Origin of the sequence: Shewanella hafniensis (assembly GCF_019655335.1) — a bacterium.
Lineage (GTDB): Bacteria > Pseudomonadota > Gammaproteobacteria > Enterobacterales > Shewanellaceae > Shewanella > Shewanella hafniensis.
On record NZ_BPFD01000012.1, the window covers coordinates 50,636 to 71,070 of the forward strand.

General features: G+C 46.8%; 16 protein-coding genes. All 16 read left to right on the forward strand.

Going from position 1 to position 20,435, the window contains the following annotated elements:
- The first annotated feature begins 2 nt into the window (after window positions 1–2).
- The 16 genes from K5Q99_RS05895 (at window position 3) to K5Q99_RS05970 (ending at window position 20,377) form a co-directional block, all read left to right on the forward strand.
- Entirely contained in the window at window positions 3–1,223 is a 1,221-nt protein-coding gene (locus K5Q99_RS05895) for a type II secretion system F family protein (RefSeq protein ID WP_220776319.1), read from the forward strand.
- Window positions 1,224–1,273: 50 nt separating this feature from the next.
- Complete coding sequence (locus K5Q99_RS05900) at window positions 1,274–1,768, forward strand: MSHA biogenesis protein MshF (RefSeq protein WP_106649293.1); 495 nt, start codon at window positions 1,274–1,276, stop codon at window positions 1,766–1,768.
- Between the two features lie 76 nt (window positions 1,769–1,844).
- On the forward strand, window positions 1,845–2,471 hold the full coding sequence (locus tag K5Q99_RS05905) for a prepilin-type N-terminal cleavage/methylation domain-containing protein (protein WP_220776320.1): 627 nt from the start codon (window positions 1,845–1,847) through the stop codon (window positions 2,469–2,471).
- Between the two features lie 127 nt (window positions 2,472–2,598).
- Window positions 2,599–3,156: a type II secretion system protein gene (locus K5Q99_RS05910; protein ID WP_220776321.1), complete on the forward strand. Its 558-nt coding sequence runs from the start codon at window positions 2,599–2,601 to the stop codon at window positions 3,154–3,156.
- A 200-nt stretch (window positions 3,157–3,356) separates the two neighbouring features.
- Window positions 3,357–3,845: a type II secretion system protein gene (locus K5Q99_RS05915; RefSeq protein ID WP_220776335.1), complete on the forward strand. Its 489-nt coding sequence runs from the start codon at window positions 3,357–3,359 to the stop codon at window positions 3,843–3,845.
- Window positions 3,835–4,413, forward strand: coding sequence for a prepilin-type N-terminal cleavage/methylation domain-containing protein (locus K5Q99_RS05920; protein ID WP_220776322.1), 579 nt, complete (start codon window positions 3,835–3,837; stop codon window positions 4,411–4,413). Before K5Q99_RS05915 ends, K5Q99_RS05920 begins: the two co-directional genes overlap by 11 nt.
- Window positions 4,413–5,285: a PilW family protein gene (locus tag K5Q99_RS05925; protein WP_220776323.1), complete on the forward strand. Its 873-nt coding sequence runs from the start codon at window positions 4,413–4,415 to the stop codon at window positions 5,283–5,285. The genes K5Q99_RS05920 and K5Q99_RS05925 overlap by 1 nt, the downstream gene beginning before the upstream one ends.
- Window positions 5,275–5,763: an MSHA biogenesis protein MshP gene (locus K5Q99_RS05930; RefSeq protein WP_220776324.1), complete on the forward strand. Its 489-nt coding sequence runs from the start codon at window positions 5,275–5,277 to the stop codon at window positions 5,761–5,763. Before K5Q99_RS05925 ends, K5Q99_RS05930 begins: the two co-directional genes overlap by 11 nt.
- Before the next feature lie 49 nt (window positions 5,764–5,812).
- The gene (locus K5Q99_RS05935) at window positions 5,813–10,102 is read left to right on the forward strand and encodes a DUF8470 domain-containing protein (protein WP_487250763.1); all 4,290 of its coding nucleotides are present in this window, start codon (window positions 5,813–5,815) and stop codon (window positions 10,100–10,102) included.
- 340 nt (window positions 10,103–10,442) lie between these two features.
- Entirely contained in the window at window positions 10,443–11,492 is a 1,050-nt protein-coding gene (locus K5Q99_RS05940; RefSeq protein WP_105251284.1) for a rod shape-determining protein, read from the forward strand.
- Window positions 11,493–11,536: 44 nt separating this feature from the next.
- On the forward strand, window positions 11,537–12,547 hold the full coding sequence (gene mreC, locus K5Q99_RS05945; protein WP_106649299.1) for a rod shape-determining protein MreC: 1,011 nt from the start codon (window positions 11,537–11,539) through the stop codon (window positions 12,545–12,547).
- Complete coding sequence (gene mreD / locus K5Q99_RS05950) at window positions 12,544–13,032, forward strand: rod shape-determining protein MreD (RefSeq protein ID WP_220776325.1); 489 nt, start codon at window positions 12,544–12,546, stop codon at window positions 13,030–13,032. The genes mreC and mreD overlap by 4 nt, the downstream gene beginning before the upstream one ends.
- A 2-nt stretch (window positions 13,033–13,034) precedes the next feature.
- Window positions 13,035–13,637 (forward strand): Maf family protein, encoded by a 603-nt coding sequence (locus K5Q99_RS05955; protein ID WP_220776326.1) that lies wholly within the window; start codon window positions 13,035–13,037, stop codon window positions 13,635–13,637.
- A gap of 263 nt (window positions 13,638–13,900) precedes the next feature.
- A complete protein-coding gene (rng, locus tag K5Q99_RS05960; protein WP_198555671.1) occupies window positions 13,901–15,367 on the forward strand; it encodes a ribonuclease G in 1,467 nt (488 codons plus the stop codon).
- Entirely contained in the window at window positions 15,367–19,623 is a 4,257-nt protein-coding gene (locus tag K5Q99_RS05965; RefSeq protein WP_220776327.1) for a YhdP family protein, read from the forward strand. The genes rng and K5Q99_RS05965 overlap by 1 nt, the downstream gene beginning before the upstream one ends.
- Window positions 19,547–20,377, forward strand: coding sequence for a carbon-nitrogen hydrolase family protein (locus tag K5Q99_RS05970; protein WP_220776328.1), 831 nt, complete (start codon window positions 19,547–19,549; stop codon window positions 20,375–20,377). The genes K5Q99_RS05965 and K5Q99_RS05970 overlap by 77 nt, the downstream gene beginning before the upstream one ends.
- Window positions 20,378–20,435 lie beyond the last annotated feature (58 nt).

The following is a 20,435-nucleotide window of genomic DNA, read 5'->3' on the forward strand; positions in this document are numbered from 1 at the left end:
TTATGCCGATTTATCAATACCGTGGACGCAGTGGTCAAGGTCAATCCGTTACGGGGCAATTGGATGCTGCATCGGAAAGTGCCGCTGCTGACATGCTATTGGCGCGGGGGATTATCCCCCTTGAGGTCAAAGTCGCCAAAGTGGTTAAGTCATTCTCACTGACTAAGTTATTTGGTGGAAAAGTCGCGTTAGAAGAATTACAGATTTTTACTCGGCAAATGTACTCCTTGACCCGTTCTGGCATCCCGATTTTGCGGGCGATTGCGGGCTTGTCTGAAACGGCGCATTCCCAGCGGATGAAAGATGCGCTCAATGATATTTCTGAGCAGCTCACCGCAGGCCGACCCTTATCATCATCCATGAATCAACATCCCGATGTATTTGATTCCTTGTTTGTTTCTATGGTGCACGTGGGCGAAAACACAGGTAAGTTAGAAGATGCCTTTATTCAGCTTTCTGGCTATATCGAGCGTGAGCAGGAAACACGGCGGCGAATTAAATCGGCCATGCGTTATCCCATGTTTGTCTTGATTGCGATTGCGCTCGCTATGGTGATCCTCAATATCATGGTGATCCCTAAGTTTGCCGAGATGTTTTCCCGCTTTGGCGCCGACTTACCGTGGGCGACAAAAGTGCTGATAGGTACATCGAATCTGTTTGTGAATTATTGGGCGCTGATGTTGGTGGTGTTGATCGGCACTATTATCGGCATTCGTTACTGGCACCATACGGAAAAAGGCGAGAAGCAGTGGGATAAGTGGAAACTGCACATTCCTGCCGTGGGATCGATTATCGAGCGCTCGACGTTAGCTCGTTATTGTCGCAGTTTCTCTATGATGCTCAGCGCTGGCGTGCCGATGACGCAGGCCCTAAGTTTAGTGGCTGATGCGGTAGATAATGCCTACATGCACGACAAAATAGTCGGTATGCGCCGTGGGATTGAGTCTGGTGACTCTATGTTAAGGGTATCGAATCAGAGCAAGTTATTTACGCCATTAGTGCTGCAAATGGTGGCCGTGGGTGAAGAAACAGGGCAAATCGATCAATTACTCAATGATGCGGCAGACTTCTACGAGGGCGAAGTAGACTATGATTTAAAGAACCTCACCGCTAAATTGGAGCCTATTTTGATCGGTTTTGTGGCCGTGATTGTTCTCGTGTTGGCCTTAGGGATATACCTGCCCATGTGGGATATGCTCAATGTGGTCAAGGGCGGTAAATAATCGATATGGAAAATGTTTATCTCCTCTCTTATGTGTGGGGCTGAGGTTAAATGCAGACTCAGCAAAAGGCAGAAAGCGATCTATTACGCCTCTATGGGCGTATGATAACCATAGGGTTAGTGTTGGTTATCATGGCGGTGATTGGTGCTAAGTACTTTTTTACCCTACCGCAAATCGCTGCCCGTGGATTAGAAGTCGATCATGCGCGTTTTTTAAATGTGCTGGTGATGGTGCGCTCCCAATGGCTATCTTTGGGCAAGCCGCCGCAGATGCAGTTGAATTGGGAGGCGTTTGACAACATATCCAAAGACACTGAGTTTAGTGTCGTCGATATCAATAGTTTAGGATGGCCACAACCTAAACAGTTAAATGCCCAAGGTTGCCAAGATTTGTGGCAGCAACTTATGGGTGCCGAAGTGGATAACGCAGGGCTGGTTGCTGATTATTTAGTTAAGGATAACAGCTGTCACTATCGGTCGCACAATGGCGATAGTTTAGGCTATCAACTGAACTCTGGCAGGGTCATTTTTTTGACTGCACCGTAAAATATTGTTAACTCAATGGCTTTTTAAAATTGATTTAGCTGTTAGAATAAAATTTCTGAGGTCTGGGGGCATATATATGAAAACTAAGCAAACAGGTTTCTCATTAATAGAGCTAGTGATTGTGATTGTGATTTTAGGGCTACTCGCCGCAACCGCGATCCCACGATTCTTAAATGTCACCGATGATGCTGAAGACGCCAGTGTTGACGGCGTGGCCGGTGGTTTATCGACTGCCGTTAGTTTTGTGCGTTCGCAGTGGGAAGTCGATGGGCGCCAAAATAGCAGCGTGATCTTGGATGGTACGTTAGTTTCGCTCGATCCACGTTTTGGTTATCCTACAGGGACTTCCGTGACGACTGAGACGGATGCGACGGACATGAGGGATGCGAGTTGCCAACAAGTATTTAATACTGTGCTGCAGAGTGCTCCACGTAACGTATTATTTAACCAAGATGCACGTAATCAACGTTATACTGTGCGTGTGATTGATGGCGCAGGTGGTAGTGCTAACTCAATTACTGGTGCAGTCGTCGCAGGTTTAGATTTATGTGTTTATCACCAAGTCGCTTCACTGGTGCTAAATCAAACGAATGGTGTTGCCACGCCAGCACCGGATTTAACAACAGCTGGTGCGAAAGGGATCGTGTATAACCCAGGTACAGGCAGAGTGTTAAGCTTCACCCAGACGCCATTTGTACCATAAGCAGTAATTAATAGTTTCATTTTGTTCATGTTTTAAGTAGCTTAGTTTAAAAGTAATAGAGTCTAAAAGTGACTTAACTTAATTAGTACTCACACGAGTACTCACTGATAAAGAAAGGTAGTTTGATATGAAAAGACAACAAGGTTTTACCTTAATTGAATTAGTCGTAGTGATCATTATCTTAGGTATTCTTGCTGTCACAGCGGCACCTAAGTTTATTAACCTGCAAGGTGATGCGCGTGCTTCTACAATTCAAGGAATGAAAGGGGCTATTCAAGGTGCCAATAGCTTAGTTTATTCAAAAGCGGCATTACTCGGTATTGAAGGTGCAGATACAGGTAGTGTTGATGTGCTCGGTAATACAGTTGCAGGGACTCCTGCGACAGCTACTGACGATGTTCCGGTAGTATATGGTTATATGGCTGCAACTAAGGCTGCTTTAGAAAAGGGTATGGATGTTAAGTTTAATACTGGAACTTCCCCATCATCAGCAGTACCTTCTGGTGAAGATGCTGCTGATTGGATCATTGATGATACTACTACTGGTTCTGCGACTATTTGGCAACGTGGCGCTCCTGCTGATGTAACTACAACTGGTTCTGAAGCAAGCTGTAAGATTGTTTATAAACAAGCAGCAAGTGCAGGTGCATTGCCAACGATTACTGTTACAGATAATGGTTGTTAATTTGAATTACGGAAAAGGCCTGCCTAGCAGGCCTTTTTTTTAGGTAAAATGCGGTTCTTGCATGCTGTTAAATAAATGAGTCCGCCAAGAATTTACCGACATTTATTTGCGTTAATCAGATAGTTGGCAGAAACTGAAGCTAGAAGCTAGAAGCTAGAAGCTAGATTCTAGAACCTCACCATCAGCAACCAAAGCGAGTGATGCTTAAATTCTCTATGTCAAAACAGGCCGGATTTACTTTAGTAGAATTAGTAACCACCATCATCTTGATTTCAATTCTTGCTGTGGTGGTACTGCCACGCCTGTTTACTCAGTCTTCCTACAGTGCCTATAGTTTACGTAACGAGTTCATTAGCGAGCTGCGTCAAGTACAGCAAAAAGCGCTCAATAATACCGACAGGTGTTTTCGTGTAACCGTCTCTGGCACTGGCTATCAAGTGAGTCAATTCTCTACCCGAAATGGGGCCGTTTGTTCTGGTACCGCATTATCACCAAACCCGCTTTATACCGAAGCTTTTCAAGGCGGTGCTCAATTAGTGCTAGTGAGCACTAACAGCAGCAACTTCAGCCTTGATTTCGATATCGATGGTAGCACTTCGTTGGCTTGTAATGGGTCATGCATTAATGTGATTGCTAATGACACTGTGATGATTAACGTCTCCAGCGAGGGTTATATTTATGCGAATTAATCCTCTACTGTTTTTAATAAAAAAATCAATAAAAGCATCCAAAAAAGCCAAACCACAGCAGGGTTTTACCCTTATCGAATTAGTGATTGGGATGCTGGTGATTGCCATTGCGATAGTGATGCTAACCAGCATGTTATTTCCACAGGCGGATCGTGCGGCTAAGACTTTGCATAGAGTGAAGAGTGCCGAGCTTGCTCATTCGGTGATGAATGAGATCTGGGGCAAGCGTTACGATCAAAACACTAATGCCAATGGCGGTGTGCCTGCCTGTGGTAGTCCGTTAGGATTACCTTGCTCAAATGTGACCAGTTTAGGGCCATCAGAGTGGAAATGGCCTAATGAAGGCGAGGGCCGTAACGATTTTAACGATGTGGACGATTATCACGGTTTAAGTCAAAACGCCACTATGCTCAATTCGAGCCAAACCTATTTAGATGCTTATCCTAACTATCGTTTAAACGTCACTGTCGCCTATGGGCCTGCGCCCAATACTAAGCTAGTCACCATTAATGTGACTACGCCGGACAACGAAGTGATCACTTACAATCTGGTGAGGAGCAATTACTAATGGGCTCTTCAACTGCACAGCGTATGCAAGCATCCACACGGGGATTTACCTTAGTCGAGATGGTCACAGTGATCTTGATTCTGGGGATTCTTGTGGTCGGGGTGAGTAGCTTTATTATTTTTGGTACGCGGATTTTTGTGGAGTCGAGTTCAGTCGATCAAGTGCTAAGTCAGAGCCGTTTTGCTGTTGAGCGAGTGACCCGTGAGTTGCGCAGTGCCTTACCTAATAGCTTGCGAGTTAATACCGATTCGCTGACCTATCAATGTGTTGAGTTTGTGCCTATCGAAGCCAGCACGACTTATCTAACCATGCCAATTGTGCCTACTGCTGCCGCGAGCGCAGGGATAGTTATTCTAGATAATACCGCGAGTGCGATTCGTGTGAATCAATTCGCTTGGATCTATCCCTTGATTGATGCCGATGTCTATAACAGCGCCAGACAAAAACGGGCACAGGTTAAAACGATTGCTACTGCGCCTTCCCCTTTGGAGCATCAAGTGACGCTGACTTTTACTGCGCCAACACGTTTTGCCGAAGCATCACCACGACAAAGGATCTATTTTGCTTCAAGCCCTGTGAGCTATTGTTTTGAAAAGGGGCCAAGCGGCAATGAATTACAATTATTGCGTTATGCTGGTTATAGCTTTAATGCCGTTCAGCCAAATCCTGCCGCTATGCCTGCCACTATGGGCACGGGCGTGCTAATGGCACAAAGTGTGGCAAATGCTTTAAATAATGGTGCAGATTTGCCGTTTATTTTAACGCCATCTAGCCTAGTGAATAATGCCATGGTGCATTTACAACCGCGGTTTAATGTTAATGGTGAGACGTTCCAATATCGACATCAAGTGCAGGTGATCAATGTCCCTTAATTTATATCGTCAATCGACAGGTCATCACTCGGTCATGCGGATCTTACCCAGAACATCACTAGCAAGGTCGCAACGAACCGCTTTACCTGCGCGTCAACGCGGCAGTGCATTGATTATTGGCGTGTTTGTGATCACTGTGATGTTTCTACTGGCGTCAGCCCTGATCAATATTGTGCAGGATGGGGATACTGGATTAACCCAAGAGGTGTGGGGCACGCGTGCTTTTGCTGCTGCGAATAGTGGCGCCGATGCCGCGTTGGCTAAGTTGTTTCCATTGAATGGTAACGCCGTAACGTGTTTAGCATCAGATGTTTGGACACCGCCCGATGTAACTGGTTTTCATGCCTGTAATGTTGAGCTAAGTTGTAAAGAATATACAGTAGACACAGTTATTCAATATAGGATCAACAGTAAAGCGGTATGTGAAAGCGGCGAGACCCGTGCAAGCCGACAAGTTGAGGTAGAAGCCCGTGGTTAATAATCTACGTTTCACGTTGTTTGCCATTTTATGCGTATTCTGTTGGCAGGTGGCAGCGGTACCTCAGTGTGACAGTATTTTTACATCTCCTCCCTCTGGGAATCATGCGCCATTTGGGCTGGAACCCCCTCCTGGTATTTTGGTGCCACCACTAAGTAACTTATCTTGTGACTCTGGTACTTGCGATCGCTCTGGTGGAAATGTGTTTACTCCGGGGGATTATGATTATAATTTTGGTGATTTCAAGAATGGCACAGTTATCAAGACAACTGGCGTTACATCCCGTCTCTATTTTAATAGCTTGAATCTGACGAATGTTAATATAAATCTCACTGGCGCCGCTGAAAATTTAATTATTTATGTTGCAGGTTCGTTGAGTATTACCGGTCAAAACAAAATCAATGCCATTATCTATGTTGCGGGCTCCGTTACCATCAGCGGTAATAGCGAAATCACAGGTGCGATTGGTGCTGGAGGTGCTCTGAGTATTTCTGGCAATAGTAATGTGACATTCGATCAAAATACTATTAATAATGCTGATTTTAATGGTATGTGTGGTGCGAGTGCTTTCAATCTCCAATTTGGTAAAGCAACGTCAACCTCGGTTACCTTCGATCATGTGTTTCCATCTGGTGTTACTCCATTAGTATTTTTAATGCCGACGATTTTGTCGTCAAACCCAAGTGGCTATGGTCCCTCGTCGGCGTTTATCAGTAGCGTATCAGCGACTGGTTTTAGCTGGACTCAGCGGCAACCTCCAAGTAGCACTGCGGCGATCACTATGCCCGAAGTACACTGGATAGCTGTGACGCCAGGCAGTTATGCTCTATCCGATGGTAAGCGGTTGACGGCGGGTACTGTGGTGACTAACAGTGCTTTGAACATGCCATCGTCAGCCTGGGTCAATCAAACGCTCGACTCAGGTTTGAGCGTACGGTTAAACCAATTACAAACCCGCAATAATAATTGTTGGTTGACTAGCGTGTCGCAGCCAAGCGTTAACGGTATTTCGCTTAATATGGATACGTCAGAAGTCTACACTGGAAAAGGCACAAGCCGGCGCTGTCAGCCTAGTAATTTCAATACATTAGCCAATGAAACCATTGCTTATCTAGCCATTGAGCCTGGTGTAGGCACGATAACTCTGAATGGCGAGCCGATTAACTATCAGTTTGCCAACGCCTTGACTCATGGCTCGGGAAATTCAGCTCGTGACTTAGTAACTCAATGTACCTTTAATACCAGCTTAACTGGCTTTAGCAATCCTCCAACATTAGTGGCTGGAAAGTCTTCTCGCCTAGGTGGTGATGGTGGCTGGTTAAGACGCTGTAATCTGAGTGCAACTCAAGTCAGTATGGTAAACGATGAAGATACCTATGGCGACAATGAACGTAGTCATCTTGCTGAAAATTATGATTTTATAGCGCTTGAGAAAGTCGCGCCAGTTGAAGAGTGTTTTACTGATGAGTTTTCCCGCAGCAGCTTAGGCAATGATTGGGCAACGAAAGTGCTGGGTTCTTCTACTCCGCCGGCTATCAACGGGGGGCGACTAAGAATAACGCCAGCATTGGGTAATCAGGCCACTGCAAGTACTTACCAGCGGTTATTTCCTGCTGAAGGTAATCTCGTCACGATAGAGTTTGATTATTATGCTTGGTCACCGTCATCTGGAACGGGTGGTGATGGTGTAGCGGTTATTTTATCGGATGCTTCTGTTACACCGCAACCTGGCAGCTTTGGCGGTTCGCTCGGTTATGCACAACGTGATGATGGTACGCCGGGCTTTGCGGGAGGTTGGATTGGTGTCGGTTTGGATGAGTATGGTAATTTTTCCAATCCGAATGAGGGGAAGATCGGTGGCCCTGGATTTAGATCTCAATCGGTAACATTACGCGGTTCTGTGGCGGCAAATTATCAGTATTTGGCTGGTACCGCGGCGAATTTGAATCCTAGAATTGATGTTCGTAGTACGTCAACCGCAGCACCCAATCATAAATATCGGATTAAAGTTGATTCGACTATCACAGGTCAAGCTTGGGTATCGCTAGACAGAGATGTGCGTGATGGTAATGGATATCAGGTACTTGTCCCTCGATTTAATGCGAGAGCGATATCAGGTCAAGATTCTGTTCCTGCCGATTTTTATCTGTCATTTACGGGTTCTACTGGTGGCGCCAATAACAACCACGAAATCGATAATTTTAAAGTTTGTGCAATAAAATCCAAACCGATTGGCTTACAAGTACATCATTTTGAATTTGATTACTCATCATCACCGCTCACCTGTAAGGCAGAGCCTATGCAGATCAAAGCGTGTGCTGATGGAAACACTCCTTGTACCCCGTTTACTGACCCAGTTAGTGCGCAATTGTCATTGAGTCCTGCAACTAATGGCGGTTGGTACCAAAATGGCAGTAGTGTTAGTAATGTCGGTTTCATCAACGGAATCGCCTCTGTTGACTTACGTCATAATGTCACCACCCCAGTAACAATCGGAGTATCGAGTTCAAATCCTGCCACCGTCCCTGGTAGTAATACCTTGTGCCGCAGTGGCGCTGGCGCGTTATCAACCGCGGCTTGTACGCTGTCATTTGCAGATAGCGGCTTTTTAATTGATATGCCAGATAAATTGGCCAATAAAGCCCAAAATGCGACTATTTCTGCGGTCAGGAAGTCAAACGACAACCTAGAGTGCGTGCCGACGTTTGCTGGTCAAACAAAAAGGGTCGATTTATGGAGTCAATATATTTCGCCTGTCGCTGCATCTATGTTTACCCCAACAGCCGTTAGCGTTAACTCAACGCCTATCAGCGGTTCGAGTTCGTCACCTTCTCCCCTGAATTTATCCTTTGATGCCAGCGGTAAAGCAACAATAGCGGTTAATTATAGCGACGCTGGTAAAGTTGGGCTAAACGCCAAATATACTGGTGTTGCAGGCACTCCCGATGAAGGGCTGGTGATGATAGGTAGCGATCCCTTCGTCAGTTTTCCAGTTGGTCTGTGTGTTACGCCCAAAGACAGCGGTGCTTTGTGCCCTGCGGGAGACGTTAGCTGCGCTGTGTATAAAAAAGCCGGTGAGAGTTTTAATTTGCAGATTGCTGCTAAAGCCTGGGTTGCAGATAACGACAGTAATTATTGCGATAACCCAAGTACGCCTAATTACGTTCAATCCGGTATTGTATTGTCGAGTCAATTGGTGGCGCCAAGCTCTGGTGTTCAGGGGGGAGTAGGTATTGCCAGTTACGATCAAGTGGCTGCGACAAATAATCTTAATACAATTGTCCAAAGCATCAGTGAAGTCGGGGTGTTTACATTTAGTGCTGCGCCGCCAGCGAGTTACTTGGGATCGAGTTTTTACTCAATACCACAGGCAAAAAGTGCCAACATCGGCCGATTTGTCCCCGACCGCTTTGAAGTGACCACATCGAGTGTGGTGCCTGCGTGTAGCAGTGCCTTTAGCTATATGGACCAACCCTTTGATGTGGCATTTAATCTTAAAGCGCTAAATATCGCTGGCGTTGTGACCAAAAATTATCGTGGCAGTTTTGCTAAGGCATCAGGATTGCTGGTGGGGGAAAATAATGACGATAGCAATGATATGCAGGCTCGTTTAAATGACGTGGTTGTAGCTTTGCAATCGAGTTCTTGGGCGATAGGTGAGGCTAACATAGATTATCAACCTCATTTCTCGCGCCTCCCTGCTTTAGTCGGTGGTGAAGTTGATGGTCCCTATGAACAGATGCTGTTGGGGATTAAAGTATTTGATAATGACGGTAATGTGAGTTCAGTAGCAACACCCAATATGAATGCTTCCACCCTTGGCGACTGCAGTGTCGGTAGCAATTGTGATGCAGTTGTATTATCCGCTAACCAACAGAAATATCGTCACGGCCGTGTGGTGATGGATAACACCTATGGTCCTGAGACAGAAATACTGCGTATGCCGACTCGGGCCGAATATTGGGATGGTAGCAGTTGGGTACTGAATACCAACGATAACTGCACAACGGCAGTGTATGCTTTGGGTTCGCAGGTTGATCATTCCACTCTTGGTTACAATTTTGATCCCGACTTAGTGGCGGGACAAAGTGTTGTGCGTTCTGGCGGGACTGCAACATTCCAAGCTGGCCAATTTGAGTTGCTCTGGCAAGCTGTCACCTCAAGTGGTGCGCCATACCGCGGTCAAGTGACGGCGCCCTTGGATGTGCCGCCATGGCTAGAATGGTACTGGAATTGGAATGGCGTATCACCAAGCGTTCTCACAGAACCGCGGGCGAGCGCGTATTTTGGCCGTTATCGTGGCCATGACAAAATCATCTATTGGCGTGAGGTAAACTAATCTGAGTGATTTCAGCTATTGAATCAAACTGAGCCTTTCGTATGAAATGCGCATCAGTTTCATTTATTGAAGGTTGATGAAAACACTAGTGACAGATTTTAAATGCAATTTCTGAGTTTGACATTTGTTGCTTATTTGTATGTTTCTTCGTTTTAAGTTGTCGATAATTTCGTCAATAAACAGTATTTTCCGCTTAAATACTGTTTTTTAGAGGACGATTTGAAAAAAAATCACTCCATTAGCGATTGTTAACCTCAACGGTCTTGTGGAATCAGGGTGGCATTGATAAAGTTAGCTGATTTTTCTTTTCTTCTGACTCCACAGAATACAGGCTAGTTACATGTTTAAGAAGCTACGCGGCATTTTTTCTAATGATCTATCGATCGATTTGGGTACAGCTAACACATTAATTTATGTTCGTGGCGAAGGCATAGTCCTCAATGAGCCTTCTGTTGTTGCTATACGTGGTGAGCGTAGTGGCTCCGGTCAGAAATCTGTTGCCGCGGTCGGCACAGAAGCTAAACAAATGCTAGGTAGAACGCCTGGCAATATCCAAGCTATCCGCCCAATGAAGGACGGTGTAATTGCAGACTTTTATGTGACTGAGAAAATGCTGCAGCACTTTATCAAACAAGTGCACAACAATAGTTTTTTTCGTCCAAGTCCACGGGTTCTAGTGTGTGTGCCGGTAGGTGCTACTCAAGTTGAACGCCGTGCGATCCGTGAATCAGCCATGGGTGCTGGTGCTCGCGAAGTGTATTTAATTGAAGAACCTATGGCTGCAGCTATTGGTGCGGGTTTACCTGTATCTGAAGCGACAGGTTCTATGGTGGTGGACATCGGTGGTGGTACCACTGAAGTCGCGATTATTTCACTTAATGGTGTAGTGTATTCGTCTTCGGTACGTATCGGTGGTGATAAGTTTGATGATGCCATTATCAATTATGTTCGCCGTAACTACGGTAGTTTGATTGGTGAAGCCACGGCCGAGCGTATCAAGCACACTATCGGTACCGCTTATCCTGGCGATGAAGTGCTAGAAATCGAAGTCCGCGGCCGTAACTTGGCGGAAGGTGTACCTCGTAGCTTTACACTGAATAGCAACGAAATTTTAGAAGCCTTACAAGAGCCATTATCTGGTATCGTAAGTGCTGTGATGGTGGCGTTAGAGCAATCTCCACCAGAGTTAGCTTCAGATATTTCTGAGCGCGGTATGGTGTTAACCGGCGGTGGTGCGTTATTGCGTGATTTAGACCGTTTATTAATGCAAGAAACCGGAATTCCGGTCATGGTGGCGGACGATCCATTGACCTGCGTAGCACGCGGCGGTGGTAAAGCCCTCGAAATGATTGATATGCACGGCGGCGATCTGTTCTCCGAAGAAACCTAATTTAACTTCGGTATAGGGCGGTTAATCACCGCCTTAGCTTTCCTATGAAGCCAATTTTTGTTCGTGGTATTTCAAACCAATTCCGTCTGACACTGGCAATTATTTTGTCGGTGGCTTTGCTCGTGGCTAATCATCGCCTCGATCCTGTTCGGCAAAACCTCTCATCTGTCTTTAGTCCATTACAGTATTTAGCCAGTATGCCAGGCGCAGCGCTTGACTGGTCATCTGAAAGTTTTGCCACCCGTAATATGTTGGCACTGCAGAATAAAGAACTGCTCAGACAACAACTGCTAATGAGTGAACGCTTACAGCGTTTCGAACATTTACGCCAAGAAAATGAGCGTTTGCGGGCATTGTTAGGCTCACCCGCCTATCTGGATTCGCGCAAGATGGTGGCCGAAGTGCTAGAGGTCGCCAGTGATCCTTTCCATCACTACGTGGTGTTGAATCACGGTTCTCGTAGCGGTGTATTTGTCGGTCAGCCAGTGGTGGATGCGCAAGGTGTTGTCGGCCAAGTGGTGCAGGTCAGTGAAATGACCAGTAGGGTGCTATTGCTCTCCGACGTATCACACGGTTTACCTGTGCGTATTACCCGTAATGATGTGCGCCTGGTCGCCAATGGTACGGGTGAGCTTGATGAGATAGAACTGCGCCATGTGGCCAAGAGTACCGACATTCGTGTCGGCGATTTATTGGTGACTTCAGGCTTAGGCAATCGCTTCCCCGAAGGTTATCCCGTCGCACGGGTATTGGAAGTCTTGACTGAAGACGGCCAAAGCTATGCTCGAGTTACTGCTCAACCACTCGCAGCGTTAGATCGTATTCGTTATGTGTTGTTGATTTGGCCGTCTCCCGATTCAGGTGTGACCTTGCCAAATCAGCCCACAGCTCCTGCTGCGGATCAATCGCTTAGCGAAGAGGCATCAAAAATCGGCAGCGCAAGCCCTGCTGAAGGCACATCTGCAGAGACGACTAAGCCTGTGACGACACCCGCAGCCACTGTGGCCAAACCGGCAACGGAAACCACTTCTCCAGCGACTGAGGTGCATCGATGAGCTTTCAAGCTGCCAATGGGCGCTTTATTGTTTGGGTGACATTATTTATCGGCGTGATCAGCCAGATCATGCCTTTACCGAGTGCGGTCGATACTTGGCGTCCAGACTGGTTGTTGATGATTGTGCTCTACTGGTCTATCGCATTACCCCATAGATACAACATCTTAACCGCTTGGATGTTAGGCCTAGTGTTGGATATTTTATTGGGCGCTACCTTAGGCGTGCGCTCTTTAGCTATGTCTTTGGTGATTTATGTCGCCATCTTGCATTGCCAGCGATTGCGAAATTTCCCTAAATGGCAACAGTCGTTGGTGATCATGCTGCTCATTTGTATGTATCACTTAGTGATTTACTGGGTCGAGTTTGTCATGCAAGAGGCGGTGTTCGATACCGATCTATTCTTACCTGCGATTTCGGGACTCGTGATCTGGCCTTGGATATTTTGGATTCTACGTCGGGTTCGACGTCATTATAAGGTTCGCTAACTGTGGATTTAGTTTTAGCTTCGACTTCACCACGTCGTAAAGAATTATTGGCCCACCTTGGGCTCGGTCGTCCTGAGTTTTGTTTCACGCAAGTGGCGCCGGATATCGATGAAACCGTGCAGCAAGGTGAAGCGCCAAGGGATTATGTGCGACGTTTAGCTGCCGAAAAAGCCCAAGCTGGACTGGCATTATGCGCAGATATGTCACAGCCTGCTGTATTAGGTTCTGATACTATCGTTGTGCTTGAAAACCAAATATTAGGCAAACCGCTGGATGTGGCCGATGCTAAGCGTACGCTCAGTGAATTATCTGGCCGAACGCATACAGTAATGACCGCTGTGGCGCTGACTTACCAAGCGGATGCCGATTTAAGCTTCAAAACCTCAGTGCGTTTGGTCGAAACACAAGTGCGTTTTTGCGCCTTATCGGCCGCCGATATTGATGCTTATGTCGCTTCAAAAGAGCCAATGGATAAAGCCGGTAGTTACGGTATCCAAGGGCTTGGTGGTTGTTTTGTGGCTGCGATTGAAGGCAGTTATTCTGGCGTTGTGGGTTTACCTTTGGTTGAAACCCGTGAGTTGTTAGCCGAGGTTGGGCTGATTTAACGTCTTGTGGCTGGTATTGCGACTTAGGCTTGAGGTTAGAATGAACCTTGTGGAGGTTTTAGGCTCTTAATCGAGTATCTCCATGACGTTATCTTTAGCCTTGAACCTTTATTCGGTTTTCATGCTTAGATAGTTGGTAACTTCTAGTTTATAAATTCTAGTTTGTAAATTCTAGTTTGTAGCTTCGATTAATTAATCTAGTTTCCCGAATGGGGTGAGTCGTGAATACCAGTCGCTTAAATCCAAATAAAATACAGCGCAAGATGGGTTCAGAATTACTGATCAACGTAACCCCCTCTGAGGCACGGGTTGCCTTAGTTGAGCATGGCGTGCTGCAAGAAGTACACATTGAACGCCGGATGAAACGGGGTTTAGTTGGCAATATTTACAAAGGTAAAATCAGCCGTGTGTTGCCCGGTATGCAAGCCGCCTTTGTCGATATTGGCTTAGATAAAGCCGCTTTTTTACATGCTTCCGACATAGTGCCGCACACTGAATGTGTCGCTGATGTTGAGAAAGGTCATTTTGTTGTCCGCGATATCGCCGAATTAGTCCGCCAAGGACAAGATATTATGGTGCAAGTGGTTAAAGATCCGCTGGGCACTAAGGGCGCACGTCTGACAACCGACATCACGCTGCCTTCCCGCTATTTAGTTTTTATGCCTGGCTCTAGCCATGTTGGTGTTTCCCAGCGTATCGAGCTTGAAGAAGAGCGCAGTCGCCTCAAGCAAATCACTCTGCCCTATGTCGATGATGACGGTGGTTTTATTATACGCACCGCCGCCGAAGGTGTGGGTGAAGACGAATTATCCCAAGATGCGGCGTTTTTACGCCGAGTTTGGTCAAAGGTGAGCGAGCGACGTAAGCGCAGCGGTGTGTCGCTCTTATATCAAGATTTAGCCTTACCTGTGCGGATTGTACGTGACTTTGTTGGCACTGAGCTTGACCGTATTCAGGTCGATTCTCGCCGCACCTTTGCCGAGTTACAGTCCTTTGCCCAAGAGTTTATGCCTGAAATTGCCGAGAAGATTGAGCATTATTCAGGGCCTGCGCCTATTTTTGATCTCTACGATGTGGAGAACGAAATTCAACGTGCGCTTGGCCGGAAGGTTGAACTCAAGTCTGGCGGCTATTTGATTATCGATCAGACCGAAGCCATGACGACTGTGGATATCAATACTGGCGCCTTTGTTGGGCACAGAAATCTTGAAGAAACCATCTTTAATACCAATCTCGAAGCGACCCAAGCGATAGCCAGACAATTACGCCTGCGTAATCTCGGCGGCATCATAATTATCGATTTTATCGACATGATGACGGCGGATCATAAGGCTCGGGTGCTCAGCAGCCTAACCAGTGCCTTGTCTAAGGACAGAGTGAAAACCAATGTAAGTGGTTTTTCTGGCTTAGGTTTAGTTGAAATGACCCGCAAACGAACTCGTGAGAGCTTAGAGCACGTGGTTTGCGGTGAATGTCCCGCTTGCCATGGCACGGGCAGCATGAAGACGGTGGAGACGGTTTCCTATGAGGTATTTCGCGAAATCATCCGCTTAAACCGCGCCTATGATGCCGATGAATTCCTGTTGTACTGTTCGCCTGCCGTTTATCAAAGCTTACATACCGATGAAAATCATCTGATTGCTGAGCTTGAGGTTTATATCGGTAAGCGTATCCGTTTGCAAAATGAGCCTATGTACTCACAGAACAAATACGATGTGGTGATGATGTAGTGGCAGCACCTTTTACTGCAAAAAAACTAAGTCGTTTTTGTTGGCAATTTATCGCGCTAATCTTAGTGCTATTTGCGCTTGCAGTGAGTTTGATCCGTGGCTTATTGCCACAGGTTGATGGGGTGCGCCAGCAACTGGTTGATTACGTAAAAAACGAATATAAAGTTGATGTGCAAGTGGGGGAATTATCCGCCCACTGGCAAGCGTTTGGTCCGGCAATTAACATAGATAATTTAGTGATCCCGCCGCAGGAGCAGCTGCCTGTCACTCTGATTATCAAGAATGTGCAAGTGAAGTTAGATTTTTGGCAATCGTTGCTGACTTTCACGCCGCGTATCGAAGATGTCAATTTTGATGGTGTCCATATCGCGTTAAACATGGACAAGCTGACCGAAAATAATCCCGACGAGGCGACTAAAGCGCCGCAGGTTGATTGGCTCTATGCCCTATTGCTTAAACAACTCGACAGATTTTCGTTAACCCATGCCACAGTGCAGTTGCTGAGCTTGCGCCAAGAGTTTCGCCCGATCCATATTCGCCAGCTAAATTGGCGCAATAACGGCGAGCGTCACCGCGGTGCAGGGGAACTGTATCTCGATGATAATGCCTCTGAGCATGAATCTCTGGGATTACAGTTAGATCTCAATGGCGATGGCGCGAATCCCGACAGCTTAACGGGGCAGATTTATCTGGCGGCGAACTCATTAGACTTAGGTGAGTGGGCGTCGCGTCAGCCTAATCCCTATGATGCGAGCAAAAAATTACCCTTAGAAGGGGTCGTTAATCTTAAGGCTTGGCTTACGTTTGCCGATCGCAGCATCAGTTCTGCCATGGTGCATTTTGAGCCGAGTTGGTTGCAATGGACCTTAAAGGAAGCGCCACAACGATTTGAAATCCAAGCGGGTGATATCGTTTGGCAGCCAAAGGATTCAGGCTGGGAAGTACAGAGCTCAGGGCTCGATTTTGTCACTAACGGTGAGCATTGGCCGCAGTTAACGCTGGCGGCTAAGCGTCAACATGACGAATTCTTTGCCTATGTGAATCAAGTTAACACTCAAAACCTGTTACCCCTGTTACCGCTATTCCCCGGAGTCGATAAAGCCGTATTACATCAATGGCATGCTTTAGCGCCTGAATCCAGTATTGGGCCCATTCGACTGTATCAAAAGGCCGATCAGCCTTTGCTCGCCACAACTGAAGTGAAACAGCTACATTGGCAGAAGGTCGACGGTATCCCCAATACCCATCCTTTAGATCTGAACTTACATTGGCAAGACAAGACGCTGTATTTCTCTTTGCCAGCACAAGTTTATAGCGTGGATTTTGGGGATGAATTTTCGGCGCCACTCGTCTTTAACGGTGCGGCAATTGATGGTCAGTTCAATACTGCAGAGTTGAGTTTAAACGTGCCGCAGTTGCAGCTTGAGAACGATGACATAGGCTTAGATGCTGCGCTTAAATTGGATTTCAGTGCTGCGGCGCATATGGCGCTGGCCGCCAATGTTCATATCAATAATGTCGCCAATGCCGACAAGTATTTCCCCAATAAGGCGATGGGCGAATCGCTGGCTGAATATTTGGATACAGGGCTTAAAGCGGGTCAGACCCAAGATGCACAGGTCGTTTGGCGTGGTCCGTTAAGCGGTTTCCCCTTCGATGACAATAGCGGCGTGTTTCAAGCGGCATTTACTTTAACGGATGCCAAATTCCAGTTTCAACCCGATTGGCCTGCAGTTACTGACTTATCCCTTAATGCTTTGTTTGAAAATGCTCGTATGGATCTTTGGCTCAACCAAGGCAAGCTGATGAACGTGGATGCCACGGGTGCCCATGTATTTATTCCCGCGATTGGCGAGCACACGCTGCTGAGGATTGAAGCTGAACTTGCCACCCAAGGCAGTGCGGCAACTAAAGTATTACAAGCTTCACCTTTGGTGGGGTCAGTGGGTAAAACCTTAGATGTCGTGCAAGTACAAGGCGCTGTGACTGGCAATTTGGATATCAGTATTCCGCTGTATGACGGAGGCGCAGAAGATATTCGTGGTCAAATTAGTTTTGATAACACGCCTGTATATATTGCCCAGCCCGGACTGCAGCTTAATGGCGTAACGGGTATCGTCGACTTTGCAAATGAGGTGGTGACAGCTAAAGGGATTAAAGCGCGTTTGTTCGAACAGCCGCTCAACTTAACCTTTGATACTCAGCCTAAAGGCAAAGATTTTAGCCTTAATCTTTTACTCAAAAGTCGTTGGGATCTGAATCGTCTCCCCGAAGCATTGCATAATCCTTTGAGTGATTTCTATCAGGGTAAAATCAGTTGGGACGGCGCTATGACTATGCTGTTTACTGAAAAAGGTTATCAAATTCAAGCCAAAGTAACTTCGGATATGGTTGGCACTCAACTGTCATTCCCGGGATATTTTGCCAAACCGGAAGATGAGCCGCGGCCTTTAGTCGCTGAGTTTATTGGCGATCAAGATAATGCGACGCTCGATGTCAAGCTTGCCAGTCATGCCGAGTTTATCGGTGGTTTCGATGCCGAGAAAGGCGCAAATTTGAGTTATTTTGACTTATTATTGGGACGTTTGTTTGGTGAGAATGAAGCCAGAAATACGGAACAAGGTCATATTCAAATCGATCTCGGTAAGGCTAAATTAGCCGAATGGTTACCTGTGATTAATGCCTTTATTGGTCAAGAGAAAATACCGAAAACGGGCATTTTAGTTGATGATATTGCCCATAAAAGCTTATTTCCCGCTGTGGCGAGTATCGATTCCCATATTGGCCGCCTCGACCTTTTAGGACAACAGCTGACCGAGCTTAGGCTCAATGCGAAACCCAATGAAACGGGCTGGCGTTTTAATACCGTTGCCAACGAATTTGACGGCTGGGTCGATTTCTATCCCAACTGGCGAACCCAAGGTCTCAAAGTTGTGGCGAGCAAATTCTATTTTTCACCCGAGGTTAAGTCGGATACCGATGCCGATTTTGCCAGTGATCAAGTGCTCACTAACCTGCCACCAGTAGCCGTGAATGTGGAAGATTTTCGTTTCTTCGATAAGCCTTTTGGCAAGCTAGTCTTGCAGGCGGGCCCACAAGCGGCAGGCTATAAAATCCAAACCCTGTCGTTGACTACGCCTAATGTGACCTTGCAGGGCAGTGGTATTTGGCAACAACAGGCAGGGCAGAATAAAACTGATTTGAGTGTCGAATTGAACGCCACTCAGTTTAATTACCTCTCGGCCCAATTGGGCATAGATCCCGGCGTCAATGAAGCGCCATTAAAGGTTAACGCGGATTTGTCTTGGCAAGGTGCGCCTTATGCTTTCTCCCTCGAAACCTTAAATGGCAAGGTGAAGTTCGACTTAGGGAAAGGGCATTTATCTCAGGTGAGTGATAAGGGCGCGCGCATTTTCTCCTTGTTCAGCTTAGATTCTTTGGTACGCAAACTGTCGCTGGATTTCACCGATGTCTTCGGTCAGGGCATGTATTTCAACTCCTTCAATGGCAATCTGCAAATTGATAACGGTGTAGTGAAAACCACTGATACCGAAATGGATGCGATTGCGGGCAATATGAAGGTCCGTGGCTATACGGATCTCACTACTGAAAGTTTGAATTACGATATCCGTTTTGTGCCGCAATTGGCCTCGAGTGTGCCGACTGTGGTATTGCTCAGTACCAGTGCGTGGACACTCGGTCTGGGCGCATTTGCACTGACAAAAGTGCTTGAGCCTGTGATTGAAGTAATTTCAGAAATTCGTTTTCGGGTGACCGGCACTATGGCTGAACCTGTGGTTGAAGAGCTGGAGCGTAAGAGTAAAGAGATTGAAATTCCTGAGGCTATTTTACCTGTTGTTGGCGTTGATCGCCCAGCGGCGCCGACCGAAGCCGCGAGTCATAATACCGATATCACTCAGCCGGTAGAGACGAAATCTGAGCCACAGCTTCAAGAAGCACAATCAGAATCACTTGAGCTACAAGACATTAAGCCTGAAGAGGCCAGATCTGAAGAATCAAAGTCAGAAGAGCCAAAGCCAGCCACAGATCAAATGAAAGCGCCCGATTTAAAGTTAGTGCAACCTCAAGCGACACCTTCGCCTGAAGCGCCGAACACGCCTGCCACACCAGAGAATCAGCCAGCAGTAGAACCGATTAAGCAAATTCAGGGAGATAACAATGCACATCAGCCTGTTGCAATGTCAGAGCAGTCGCGACGTCAGCGCCAATCTGCTGTTTATCGAATCGCAGCTTAACGAACTCAAACGGGATGCCGATGTGTCCCATTTAGTCGTGTTGCCCGAATGCAGTTTACTGTTTGGTGGCCACGAAAGTCAGCAACTCGCCTATGCGGGTGATGCTCATCAGAGCCCGCTCAAGTCGGCCTTAAGTGCACTGGCAGCCAAATATCAGGTCTTTATGGTGGCAGGCACTATTCCGGCGCTGGCTGAGGATGGCCGCGTCTATAGCCGCAGTTATCTGTTTGATGATAAAGGTGATACTTTAGGGCACTACGATAAGCTGCATCTCTTTGATGTGGATGTTGCCGATGGTACAAAACAATATCGTGAGAGCGAAACCTTCTGCCCCGGTGATCACATTAGCGTTATCGATACACCTTTTGGCAAAATTGGCCTAGCCATCTGTTATGATTTACGCTTTCCCGACTTATTTAGGGCGATGCGTCTTGCGGGTGCTGAGATCATTACCTTGCCGTCGGCCTTCACTAAAGTTACCGGTGAAGCCCATTGGCAAGTATTGCTACAGGCAAGAGCGATTGAAACCCAATGCGTTATTCTCGCAGCGGCGCAATGGGGACAGCATAATGAAGGTAGCCGAGAAACCTGGGGGCAGAGCATGATAGTCGGTCCTTGGGGGAATATTTTGGCCGAACGTAAAACCGGTACGGGTTGGGTACAGGCTGAGGTCGACTTAACCGAGCTGCACAGTATTCGCCGTAAAATGCCCGTGGTGCAGCATAATCGTTTCCTTGAGCCAAGCTTGAAATAACCGCCCGCACTGGCGAGCGGCAATACCGAATTAGACAGCGATTTACGTACAGAATTAG